General features: G+C 69.5%; 12 protein-coding genes and 1 pseudogene. 7 read left to right on the top strand and 6 right to left on the bottom strand.

What is annotated here, in order from left to right:
- Window positions 1-194, bottom strand: a 194-nt coding sequence (locus ACWELQ_RS25465; RefSeq protein WP_452399562.1) for a hypothetical protein, incomplete at its 3' end; no start/stop codon positions are given.
- Between ACWELQ_RS25465 and ACWELQ_RS25460 the strand changes: the two genes are divergently transcribed.
- The 3 genes from ACWELQ_RS25460 to ACWELQ_RS25450 all read left to right on the top strand — a co-directional run bounded on the left by ACWELQ_RS25460 (window position 193) and on the right by ACWELQ_RS25450 (window position 2,621).
- Complete coding sequence (locus ACWELQ_RS25460) at window positions 193-552, top strand: hypothetical protein (RefSeq protein WP_379358524.1); 360 nt, start codon at window positions 193-195, stop codon at window positions 550-552. The two genes, ACWELQ_RS25465 and ACWELQ_RS25460, sit on opposite strands and share 2 nt — an antisense overlap.
- Before the next feature lie 90 nt (window positions 553-642).
- Window positions 643-975, top strand: coding sequence for a hypothetical protein (locus tag ACWELQ_RS25455; protein WP_452399561.1), 333 nt, complete (start codon window positions 643-645; stop codon window positions 973-975).
- A gap of 92 nt (window positions 976-1,067) precedes the next feature.
- Entirely contained in the window at window positions 1,068-2,621 is a 1,554-nt protein-coding gene (locus ACWELQ_RS25450; protein ID WP_452399560.1) for a phosphatase PAP2 family protein, read from the top strand.
- A 35-nt stretch (window positions 2,622-2,656) separates the two neighbouring features.
- On the opposite strand, the gene ACWELQ_RS25445 is transcribed toward ACWELQ_RS25450, so the two are convergent.
- On the bottom strand, window positions 2,657-3,217 hold the full coding sequence (locus tag ACWELQ_RS25445; protein ID WP_452399559.1) for a methylated-DNA--[protein]-cysteine S-methyltransferase: 561 nt from the start codon (window positions 3,215-3,217) through the stop codon (window positions 2,657-2,659).
- Between the two features lie 52 nt (window positions 3,218-3,269).
- Window positions 3,270-3,572: a hypothetical protein gene (locus ACWELQ_RS25440; protein WP_452399558.1), complete on the bottom strand. Its 303-nt coding sequence runs from the start codon at window positions 3,570-3,572 to the stop codon at window positions 3,270-3,272.
- A gap of 62 nt (window positions 3,573-3,634) precedes the next feature.
- Between ACWELQ_RS25440 and yczR the strand changes: the two genes are divergently transcribed.
- Complete coding sequence (gene yczR, locus ACWELQ_RS25435) at window positions 3,635-5,164, top strand: MocR-like transcription factor YczR (protein ID WP_452399557.1); 1,530 nt, start codon at window positions 3,635-3,637, stop codon at window positions 5,162-5,164.
- A 73-nt stretch (window positions 5,165-5,237) separates the two neighbouring features.
- On the opposite strand, the gene ACWELQ_RS25430 is transcribed toward yczR, so the two are convergent.
- Window positions 5,238-6,527: an adenylosuccinate synthase gene (locus ACWELQ_RS25430; RefSeq protein WP_452399556.1), complete on the bottom strand. Its 1,290-nt coding sequence runs from the start codon at window positions 6,525-6,527 to the stop codon at window positions 5,238-5,240.
- A 315-nt stretch (window positions 6,528-6,842) separates the two neighbouring features.
- Between ACWELQ_RS25430 and ACWELQ_RS25425 the strand changes: the two genes are divergently transcribed.
- Together ACWELQ_RS25425 and ACWELQ_RS25420 are read left to right on the top strand one after the other, a co-directional pair.
- The gene (locus ACWELQ_RS25425; protein WP_452399555.1) at window positions 6,843-7,502 is read left to right on the top strand and encodes a hypothetical protein; all 660 of its coding nucleotides are present in this window, start codon (window positions 6,843-6,845) and stop codon (window positions 7,500-7,502) included.
- A gap of 58 nt (window positions 7,503-7,560) precedes the next feature.
- Window positions 7,561-8,343, top strand: a complete 783-nt coding sequence (locus ACWELQ_RS25420) for a site-2 protease family protein (RefSeq protein ID WP_452399554.1) — start codon at window positions 7,561-7,563, stop codon at window positions 8,341-8,343.
- A gap of 182 nt (window positions 8,344-8,525) precedes the next feature.
- On the opposite strand, the gene ACWELQ_RS25415 is transcribed toward ACWELQ_RS25420, so the two are convergent.
- Both ACWELQ_RS25415 and ACWELQ_RS25410 read right to left on the bottom strand, forming a co-directional pair.
- Complete coding sequence (locus ACWELQ_RS25415) at window positions 8,526-9,620, bottom strand: FUSC family protein (protein WP_452399563.1); 1,095 nt, start codon at window positions 9,618-9,620, stop codon at window positions 8,526-8,528.
- 58 nt (window positions 9,621-9,678) lie between these two features.
- A complete protein-coding gene (locus tag ACWELQ_RS25410; protein ID WP_452399553.1) occupies window positions 9,679-10,122 on the bottom strand; it encodes a DUF3151 domain-containing protein in 444 nt (147 codons plus the stop codon).
- 83 nt (window positions 10,123-10,205) lie between these two features.
- Between ACWELQ_RS25410 and ACWELQ_RS25405 the strand changes: the two are divergent.
- Window positions 10,206-10,571, top strand: a pseudogene (locus tag ACWELQ_RS25405) (hypothetical protein); the annotation flags it as partial.

Below are 10,571 nucleotides of genomic sequence, written 5' to 3'. Positions count from 1 at the left end.
GCGCCGCGGCCGGTGCGGCCGTGGCAGGCATCCCCGCCGCTGCGGCCGGTGGCCTTGCCGGAGGCGTCGCCGGTGGCGCGGTCGGCGGCTTCCTCGGCGGCGCCCTGTAGCTGACGGGCGCGGTGCGGTGAAACAGCTATCGCCGCGCCGCCCGTCCGAGACCCGCAACGATCCACGAACACAAGGAATCTCATGAGGACAGCACTACGCATGGCCGCAATCGCCGGGGCCATGGTCGCGGGCGGCGGGCTCGCCACCCAGGCCGCCTCCGCCACCGCGCCGGTCATCTCGACCGAGCCGGGCGGCGTCATTCGCGCGGACATCGCGCCCGACGAGTCCTGGACCTGCGGCGGCTGGAGCCTGCAACCGCCGTTCGTCAACAGCGCGCCGACCAGCGGCGTCCTGCGTGGCCCGGTCACGGGGCGAATGACCTTCACCCCCGGCTCGGACGTGTGGGTGTTCTGCACCCGGTCCTGGGTGATGCCCCTGGACCTGAACGTCCTGGTTCACCCGGAGCTGGACTGGAACCACGTCATCAGAACCGAGAACTGACAGCCGACTTCATCAGAACGCCCGCTCGAGCGGGCGTCGGCGTCCTGGCCGGCAGTGTGCTCGGTATCAAAGGAGAACCAAAAGATGCGTATGTCAACGAAACTCGGGGCGGTCGCGGCGACGGGCGCCTTCATCGGTCTCGGCTTCATCGGCGCTCCGGTCGCGGGAGCGACGCCGCCGGTCATCTCGACCGAGCCGGGCGGCGTGATCAAGATGGACACGGCGCCTGGCGAGTGGTGGGAGTGCACCGGGTGGAGCTTCCAGCCGCCGTTCTTCCAGCAGTCGCCGGGGCTGATGCAGTACACGCTGGGGCCGGAGCCCATCTATCTGCGCTTCACGCCGGGCGCCGACGTCTGGGTCGAATGCGCAGGTACCGGAGCACCGTTCGTGTATTACGGGCCTATCGTCAAGGCAGGCCAATAGCCATCCGGTCTCGCGGTGCGGGCGTGCTCATAGCGGCCTGAGCCGGGTTGCGGCGATGCTCGCTTCGGGGGGTGCGGGTTAAGGTCGGTCGGGTGAGTTCTTGGGCGAGAAGGCATCTGCATCGGGTCGGCCGGTTCGATCGGGCGGTCACCCGGGTGGTGGCCGGGCTGCCCCCATCGTCGGCGGATCGGGGGCTGCTGCGGCTCACGACGAGTGCTGATCACAGCGCGCTGTGGATGGTGTGCGCCGCCGCGATGGCTAGCCGGCCGGGCACGCCGCGCCGGGCCGCCGTACGCGGGGTGATTTCCGTCGCGGGCGCGAGTTTCACCGTCAACGCCGTGCTCAAGACGCTTTTCGCGCGTCGCCGTCCCGCCGCGAGTCTGCTGCCAGCGCATCGGCGTTTGACCCCCGCGCCGCGCTCGTCGTCGTTTCCCTCCGGGCACAGTGCGGCGGCGGCCGCGTTCGTGACCGCGGTCGGCCTGGAAAGCCCGCGCGCGGCAAAGGTTCTCGCACCGGTCGCGGCGGCGGTCGCCTATTCGCGGGTGCACACGGGTGCGCACTGGGGTTCCGATGTGCTGGTCGGTTCGGCGGTCGGTGCCGGGGTGGCCCTGGCGACTCGGCGCTGGTGGCCGGTGCGCGAGTCGGACGAGGCCCGCGCGACGCTGCGGGAAGCGCCGCTGCTGCCGGACGGCAAAGGTCTACTGCTGCTGGTGAATCCGGTGGCTGGCGACCCGGACTACGATCCCGCCGCGGACATCGCCGCGGCCCTCCCGGCGGCCGTCCTGCTGCGCACCCAACCGGATCGCGATGTCGCGGACCTGTTGGAGGAGGCCATGGCCACGAGCGCCGAACCGGTGACCGCACTCGGCGTGGCGGGCGGTGACGGCACGGTGGCCTCCGTCGCCGCGGTCGCGTTGCGGCACGGCCTGCCCCTCGCGGTGGTGCCCACCGGCACCCTCAACCACTTCGCCCGCGATCTCGGCGTGTACGACCTGCTGGAGGTGGTGGACGCCACCTCGGTCGGGGAGGCGGTGTCGGTCGACATCGTGCGCGTCGACTACGGCGACGGGAGCGAGCTCCGCACCCGGAATCTCATCAACACCGCCAGTATCGGCGCGTATCCCGACCTGGTCCGGCTGCGTGAGCGGTGGCAGCGGCGCTGGGGCAAGTGGCCGGCTTTCGCGGCGGCACTGGCGGTGACGCTGACCCGGTCGCAGCCGCTGGAGATCGATCTCGACGGGGACCGCCGCCTGGTGTGGTTCGTCTTCGTCGGCAACGGCCCCTATCACCCGCGCGGCGCGGTTCCGGCCTTCCGCGCCATCCTCGACAGCGGCCTGCTCGACGTCCGCTGGCTGCGCGCCGATCTGCCGTGGTCGCGCACCCGCGCCATCGCCGCCCTGCTGACGTCGACGATCGGCCGCAGCAAGGTCTACGGCGAGCGTCTCACCCCGAATCTCGTTGTCCGGCTGCCCACTGCGGAGCGGCTGGCCACCGACGGCGAGGTGGCGGGAACCGCCACCAGCCTCCGCTTCGCCGTGGCGGGCCGGCTCACCGTCTACCGCCGCGACGAATCCAATCCGCTGTGGGCGGGCCGATTCCGGCCGCACCACCGTCGCACCGCGTGGTTCCCGACGGTCGCTCCCTGAACCGGGCGTGAATACGCCGGGCCGGTCGGCCCTCCTCAGAAGAGGGTGGGTTCGCCGAAGCCTGGAGTGCGTTCGATCTCGAGCAGGTGCTGTTTGGTGGTGATGCCGCCGGGGGCGGAGAAGCCGTGCAGGGCGTGGTCGGCGGCCAGGACTCGGTGGCAGGGGATGATCAGGGGAATCGGGTTGCGGCCCAGGGATTGGCCTACGGCCTGGGCGCCGCCGGGTGCACCGATGGCGTTGGCGACCGCGCCGTAGTTGAGGGTGTGGCCGGGGTCGATGGCTCGGGTGACCTCGTAGACGGCTCGGTCGAAATCGTTGAAACGGGTGGTGTCCAGGGCAATCCAGCGGAGGTCGTCGAGGTCGCCGGAGAGGTGGGCCTGGATGCGGGCGATGGCCTCGGTGATGTCGGGGGTGGGGTCGGCCTCGTGGATTTCGACCAGGCGGTGGTTGCGCAGGATGTAGGTGCGGGTGGTCGCCGGGTCGGGGTCGGGGAGGGCGAAACGCAGGACGCCGGTGGCGCTCCAGGCGATGGCACAGGTGCCTATCGCGGTGTCGAAGAGCGCGGCCGACGCCTGGGGGCGAGCCGGGGCGGACATGAGGCCAGTGTGCACCGTGGCACCGACACTTCCCGAATTCGAGGCCAGTTGACTAGAACTGGACCGATTCTCCTCGGCAAGGAATGGTGGACAGGGCCGCGACCGCGGGCACGCCGCGACGGAAACGGCGGACCGGGGTCGGCGGGCAGTGTTCGGGACGCTGGGTGGCGATGGCGGCCAGGTCCGAATATTGGCGGGACGCTTCATATTCGGCGACCGACCAGTCCGACATGGGAGCATGCGGGCGATAACGCTCGAGCAGCACGCCCCAGCGCTCATCGGACTTGGGTGCGTACCGGTACACGAGACCGGCGAAGACGGCGACGACCAGGAGGGAGACGAGCAGAGCGACCATAGGCCCATAGTGGCCTCCCCTTGGACTTGAAGAAAATATCCAGTACCCCGATACTGGCCTTTATGGCGACACGAGTGATCGGCGCGGCCAGCCTGACGCGCGACCTGGGCCGGTGGCGGAACGACGAATCCGGGTCCACCGACAGTGCCCAATCAGGGGCCGGCGGCAACGCCCAGTCCGGCGCTGCCAAGCGGTCAGCGCGGCCCGCGTATGTGGCATTGGCCGAGAGCATCCGGCTGCTCATTCACGACGGCCGCGCGCCCCTGGGCGTGGCGCTGCCCAGCGAACGCGATCTGGCCACCACCCTCGAGGTCAGCCGCACCACCGTCACCTCCGCGTACACCCTGCTGCGCGAGCACGGCTACCTGATCAGCCGTCAGGGTTCGCGCAGTACCGTCGCACTGCCGCCGACCGTGGTGCACGACGGCGCGAAACCGGCCCGCAGCATTCTCGCCATGATGGCGCAGCCGGAACTGGCCACCGTCGACATGACCTATGCCGCCATGGCCGCCCCGCCGCAGATGACCGAGGCATACTCTTTTGCGCTGCAAGGGCTTCCGACGTATCTGGGCACCCACGGCATGGACCCGGTGGGCGTGCTCATGCTGCGCGAGGCGCTGGCCCGCCGCTACACCGAGCGCGGCCTGCCCACCGAACCGGATCAGATCCTGATCACCCTCGGCGCGCAGCACGGCCTGCGCCTGCTGCTCAATGTGCTCACCACGCCCGCCGAGCGGGTGCTGATCGAGCACCCCACCTACCCGAACGCGATCGAGGCGATCCGCGATGTCGGCGCCCGCCCGGTGCCGGTGCCGATGCGCCCCGACGGCTGGGATCTGGACGGAATCCGCAGTGCCGCACGGCAGACCGCCGCGAGCGTCGCCTATCTGATCCCGGACTTCAACAATCCCACCGGTCATCTGCTCGATGCCGAGGGCCGGGCCGAGCTGGCCGCCATCGCCCGCGAGACCCGCATGACGGTGATCGTCGACGAGTCCATGGTCGACCTGAACCTGTCGGATCTCGAATCACCGCCCCCGGCAGCGGCTTTCGCACGCGGCTCGGAGATCGTCACGATCGGCTCGGCGTCCAAGTCGTTCTGGGGCGGCCTGCGCGTCGGCTGGGTGCGCGCCAATCAGGCTCTCATCACCAAACTTCTGGGCACCCGTTCCACGGTCGACCTCGGCACCCCGGTGATGGATCAGCTGGCGACAGTGCACCTGCTCCGGCACGCCGACGAAATCCTCACCACCCGCCGCGCCCAACTGCGTTCCCGCCGTGCAGTGCTGCTGGAATCCCTCGCCGAGGAACTCCCCGACTGGCACGCCACCGAGAGCGCGGGCGGCATGTCCCTGTGGGCCCAGCTCCCCACCCCGGTCTCCACCGCCCTCGCCGCCACCGCCCCCAACCACGGCGTATTGCTCGCCGCCGGACCACGTTTCGGCGTCCAGGGCGCGTTCGAACGCTTCATCCGCCTCCCCTTCACCCACGAGGAATCCGACATCCGCGTGGCCGTGAAGTCCATCGCCGCCGCCTACCAGGGCCTCACCCCCCACGCCGCCGACCCATTGGCCCCGCTCATCACGTACTGACCCCACCGGAAAAGGGTTCGGCCCCACCGCGTCACACGCGGTGGGGCCGAATTGTTCAGCGCCTCAGGGCCACTCAGCCGATGATGTCGTGGCGGACGATGGTCTGGTCGCGGCCGGGGCCGACGCCGATGCACGAAACACGCGCGCCGGACAGCTCTTCCAGGCGCTTGACGTACGCCTGGGCGTTCGCGGGCAGCTCCTCGAAGGTGCGGCAACCCGAGATGTCCTCCCACCAGCCGGGCATCTCCTCGTAGATGGGCCGGGCGTGGTGGAAGTCGGTCTGGGTGGTGGGCATCTGCTCGACGCGCTCGCCGTCGATCTCGTAGGCCACGCAGATCGGGACGGTGTCCAGGCTGGAGAGGACGTCCAGCTTGGTGAGGAAGTAGTCGGTGATGCCGTTGACGCGGGTGGCGTAGCGGGCGATCACGGCGTCGAACCAGCCGGTGCGGCGCGCGCGGCCGGTGGTGACGCCGACCTCGCCGCCGGTCTTGGCCAAGTAGGTGCCGGACTCGTCGAAGAGTTCGGTCGGGAACGGGCCGGAGCCGACGCGGGTGGTGTACGCCTTCAGGATGCCGAGCACCGTGGTGATCTTGTTCGGGCCGACGCCCGCGCCCACGGCCGCGCCACCGGCGGTCGGGTTGGAGGAGGTCACGTACGGGTACGTGCCGTGGTCGACGTCCAGCAGGGTGCCCTGCGAACCCTCCAGCAGCACGATCTCGTCGCGCTCCAGCGCCTGGTTGAGCAGCAGGCGGGAATCGGCGATGCGGTGCTTGAAGCCCTCGGCCTTCTCCAGCACCTCGTCCACCACCTGCTGCGGGTCCAGCGCGCGGCGGTTGTAGATCTTCACCAGCACCTGGTTCTTGAATTCCAGTGCGGCCTCGACCTTCTGGGTGAGGATCTTCTCGTCCAGCACGTCGGCCACCCGGACGCCGACGCGGGCGACCTTGTCCTGATAGCAGGGGCCGATGCCGCGGCCGGTGGTGCCGATCTTCTTGTTGCCGAGGAAGCGTTCGGTGACCTTATCGATGGCCACGTGGTACGGCATGATCAGGTGCGCGTCGGCCGAGAGCAGCAGGCGGGAGGTGTCCACACCGCGCTCTTCCAGACCGGCGAGTTCGGCCAGCAGCACGCCCGGATCGACCACGACGCCATTGCCGATGACGTTGGTCACATCGGGGGTGAGGATGCCGGACGGGATCAGGTGCAGGGCGAAGCTCTCACCGTTCGGCAGCACCACGGTGTGTCCCGCGTTGTTGCCGCCCTGGTATCGAACTACCCACTGGACCCGATCGCCGAGCAGATCGGTTGCCTTGCCCTTGCCCTCGTCGCCCCACTGGGCGCCGATCAGCACGATTGCCGGCATGTGAGTGTCTCCTACGGGTTCGACGCGCAGCCCCTACGTTGCTGCAGCTACCCGCCGTCAGAAGGCGGTGGCCGTAGGGACACTTTACGGGATGGGTCACACGTCACCCGGAAGGGCATACCCGCAGTTCGCCAGGGCCGCCCCGGGCTCGGAGCCGAAACGGGGACGAAGCGTAGGGCAAATGAGACATGACGCGGGCAGCACAGCAAATGAGACAGAGCTATGGTGGCACGGGGAGAGGGGACCGGCCGGGGGTCCATGGGAGTACAGCGAGGTGGGTGTCGTGTTGGCAAGCCAGAGGAGGGTGTTCGGCAGTTGAGTACCCATGTTCTCCGCTGCGACGGCGCACCCGTACCGATTGCGCTGGCCTCCCTTCCACTCACCCAGACCGCGGCCATTCCGGACCCGAGCGCGCTGGACGAGTTGCTTCCGGTGATGGCCGCCGACAGCCTGCCCCGGCTGATCGTGCTCGGTGAGGACGCCGGCCTCGCGGCCGTGCTGACCCACCTGATGCGCACCGAACGCCTCGGCGTCGAAATCGGTTACGTGCCCATCGACCGCACCTACGGTTCCCGCGCCTACGACACCGGCACCGGCTCGGCGGCCGCCAAGCGCGCGCTCGAGGGCAAGCCGCGCGAGACCCCGCTGATTCGCGACGACACCGGCACCGTGCTCATCGGCCGCGCCACCCTGGTCGGCGAGGCGGGCGCGAAACTCGAGGGCGAGGCGTACGTCGACGACACCCGGCTGTTCACCGGAAAGGTCGCGGCACTGCAGGTTTCGCCGATGCTGGAGATGCCGGGCCTGCACGCCACGGTGCAGCGCGGACTGCGTAAGAAGCGCTGGGTCGAGGGGCGTGCGATGCAGCTGGGCACCAGCGGCGCGATCGTCACCCGCGACGGGATCACCGGTGAGCGGGTGGTCAAGCGGTCCACGTTCTATCGACACCACGAGCCTTGGCTGCTGGTTCGCTGATTCACCCCCAGAATGGGACTCGGCGGAACAGACGAGCCGACCAGTTGGGAGTAGTCAGGTGAATTACCCGCGTGCGGTGGGACGAGCGTCCGGAGCGGTCCGGCCCAGTCCGGTGTTCCTGCTCGTCGTGGTGGTGACGGTGCTGGGCGGAGCGCTCGCCTGGGATGCCGAGTACCGATCGCAGCAGGCGAAATTCGGGGTCTTCATCCTGGTTGTCGCGGGCTGGATCGTGACGGTCTGCCTGCACGAGTTCGCGCACGCGTATGTGGCGTGGCGAGCCGGGGACCGGGATGTCGAGATGCGCGGGTATCTGACGCTCAATCCGCTGAAGTACAGCCACCCGTTGTTGTCGATCGCGCTGCCGGTCGTTTTCATCGCGCTCGGCGGGTTCGCGTTGCCGGGTGGCGCGGTGTACGTGCACTCGCACAATTTCAGTCCGCGCACGCAGCGGACGCTGAGCGGCGCGGGTCCGGCGGTCAATGCCGTCTGCGCGATCGTGCTGCTGGTGATCGTGCGCCTGTTCGGCAGCACGACCTCGCACCCCTCATTCTGGTACGGGCTCAGTTACCTTGCGTTCCTGCAGATTACGGCGACCGTGCTGAACCTCATCCCGATTCCCGGCACCGACGGATACGGGATTCTGGAACCGTCGCTGAGCTATCAGACTCGGCGTTCGCTGGATCAGTTCAAGCCGTACGGCATTCTGATCCTGTTCGCGCTGCTGTTCACACCCGAGCTGAACCGTTTGTTCTTCGACTTCATCGACCAGCTGTTCAGCCTGTCGGGCGTGCCCAGTTACTGGTGGGGGCGCGGCGATCTGCTGACCCGCTTCTGGCGCTGAGGATCCGCTGGATGGGCCGCCCGGACGACCCGGTTGCCGGGCGGCCCCCTTCGCAGCGGCAGCGGCTGCGAGTCCCACCGGACTACCCCTCGTAAGTCCGGCTTGTCTACGAACGGTAGAGGCGCGCAAGCGGTTCGACGCGAGTAGCGGACTACTCGAAGATCAACGCGGCTACCCGCGGATCAGTCGACCGGCGTGACGTAGGGATGCGGGACGGTCGGGGGCAGCAGGGCCATGGCGGACAGGCGGCGCATGCCGCACACCTGCATCAGATCGACCACGATGGAACGCAATTGGGCGAAGACCACGTGCGCCGACAGGCCCGCGCCGTCCACCAGGTTCTTGGTCGCGCCCTTGCCGACCGTCCGCAGGACGCGGGTGGCCTCGGCCGGGTCCGGCTTCTCGTCCGGGTCGGCGAGCATCATGCGGCGCACCACGTCGACGGCTTGACCGAGCTTCTCGACCTCGACGATCAGGCCCGGGTTGAGGACCTCGTCGTCACGGACCGAGGTGAGGGCGCGGCGCAGCAGCACGCGGGTGTTGCGGATGGCGTTGTCGAGCGGGTCGGCTGCCTCGCGCAGGCGTTGCAGGCGGGCGCGGGAGTTCCAGTACAGCGGGGAGATTCGAATGATCTCGCGGCTGCCCTCGAGGGTATTGCGCAGCGAATCGATCGCGCTCTGGGTGCCGCGTGCAGCCTCCAGCGCCTTCTTGATCTTGTCGGAATCCTGCTCGAGCAGTCCGTCCGCGCATTCGGTGAGCGCGGTGCCCATCACCTCGAGGATGCCCGCCGCCTGTTCCCGGGCGCGGCGCACCGGATGCAAGGGAATCGCGGCCACGACGACGATGCCGACCAGGCCGCCGACCAGCGCGTCGATCATGCGCAGCGCGGCGCCGCCCTGGCCCGGCGGGTAGAGCGTCGCCACCAGGACCGCGGAACTGGCCGCCTGCATGGTGATCACCGGGCCGCCGTCGAGGAAGACCGCCGCGCACATGGCGATCACCACCAGGACCACGATCTGCCAGGTGCCGGTGCCGACCTGGGAGACGAACAGGTCACCGACGCCGATGCCGACCGCCACGCCGACGATCAACTCGATCGAGCGGCGTAGTCGCGCGCCGAAGGAGACGCCGATGGAGATCATGGCGGCCATCGGGGCGAAGAACGGGCGTTCGTGGCCGATCACCTGATGCGCGATGAACCACGCCACGCCCGCGCCGATCGCGCACTGGGCGATCGGCAGGATGGAGGACCGGACGCGCCCGGCGGCACGGCGCATGCGGGTGACGCTGCTCTCGCGGGCAGCGTCGAGGGTTTCGCCTAGGCCGCTGCTCAATTCAGTCGAGGCCGAGCTCGCCGGCGGCGCGCGGGTCGCAGTCCTCGAGCAGGTCGAGGCAGCGCGCGTACTCCTCGGTCTCGCCGATGGCGCGGGCGGCCTTGGCGAGCACGCCGACACTGCGCAGGAAGCCCTGGTTGGGTTCGTGGCTCCACGGCACCGGGCCGAAGCCCTTCCAGCCGTTGCGGCGCAACAGGTCCAGGCCGCGGTGGTAGCCGGTGCGGGCGAAGGCGTAGGCGGAGATGATGTCGTGATTGACCTCGCCGTCGGCGTTTTCGCCGCGCGCCAGGGCGGCTTCGGCGAGGTGCGCCCAGGCGATGGAGGCCGTCGGATGCGCCGCGGCGACCTGCACCGGGTCCTGATTCTGCAGCAGCGCGTCCTCCGCCTCGATGTTTTCCGGAAGGAGGACCGGCTGCGGTCCGAGCAGATCACCGAAGGAGGTCATGCCGATCATTCTGCACCGCCGCCGGAATTGCTCAGTAGGCTGACCGTCGAATCACAGTTCCGCCGAAGCGAGGGGTGCAGCGCGTGTCCGACCAGAAAGACGACCAGCAGCCGCAGGGTGCTGCCAACCCGGCAGCCCGTCCCGCCGCGCAGTCACCGGACACCGCCCCCGGCAAGAACGACACCGCCCCAGGCAAGAACCCGGCCGACCAGTCCGCACCCAAGCCGCCTGAGGACGCCCCTGCCGACGCCGCCCCGCCGACGGCCGCCACGGAAGTGATCCCCTCCCCCAACACCCGCACCGAGGAGATCTCCACCGGCGCAGCCAAACCCGGCTTCGCCACCATCCACTACGACACCCCCGCCCCGGCGGGCGCGGGCCGCGTCCAGCCCCCGGCCGGTGCCAATCGCGTGCAGCCCCCGGCCGCACCGCAGTACGCCCCCGGCTAC

The sequence above is a fragment of the Nocardia sp. NPDC004722 genome, from assembly GCF_053601505.1.
The sequence above is the reverse complement of the archived record's forward strand: the minus strand, read 5'-3'. Positions and strand labels throughout refer to the sequence as shown.

Bases quoted from the DNA above. Each gene is read 5' to 3' on its own strand.
- ACWELQ_RS25460 (WP_379358524.1), top strand. From the start codon at position 193: ATGAGGACAGCACTACGCATGGCCGCAATCGCCGGGGCCATGGTCGCG.
- ACWELQ_RS25455 (WP_452399561.1), top strand. From the start codon at position 643: ATGTCAACGAAACTCGGGGCGGTCGCGGCGACGGGCGCCTTCATCGGT.
- ACWELQ_RS25445 (WP_452399559.1), bottom strand. From the start codon at position 3,217: ATGTCCGCCCCGGCTCGCCCCCAGGCGTCGGCCGCGCTCTTCGACACC.
- ACWELQ_RS25440 (WP_452399558.1), bottom strand. From the start codon at position 3,572: ATGGTCGCTCTGCTCGTCTCCCTCCTGGTCGTCGCCGTCTTCGCCGGT.
- yczR (WP_452399557.1), top strand. From the start codon at position 3,635: ATGGCGACACGAGTGATCGGCGCGGCCAGCCTGACGCGCGACCTGGGC.
- ACWELQ_RS25430 (WP_452399556.1), bottom strand. From the start codon at position 6,527: ATGCCGGCAATCGTGCTGATCGGCGCCCAGTGGGGCGACGAGGGCAAG.
- ACWELQ_RS25415 (WP_452399563.1), bottom strand. From the start codon at position 9,620: ATGCGCCGTGCCGCCGGGCGCGTCCGGTCCTCCATCCTGCCGATCGCC.
- ACWELQ_RS25410 (WP_452399553.1), bottom strand. From the start codon at position 10,122: ATGACCTCCTTCGGTGATCTGCTCGGACCGCAGCCGGTCCTCCTTCCG.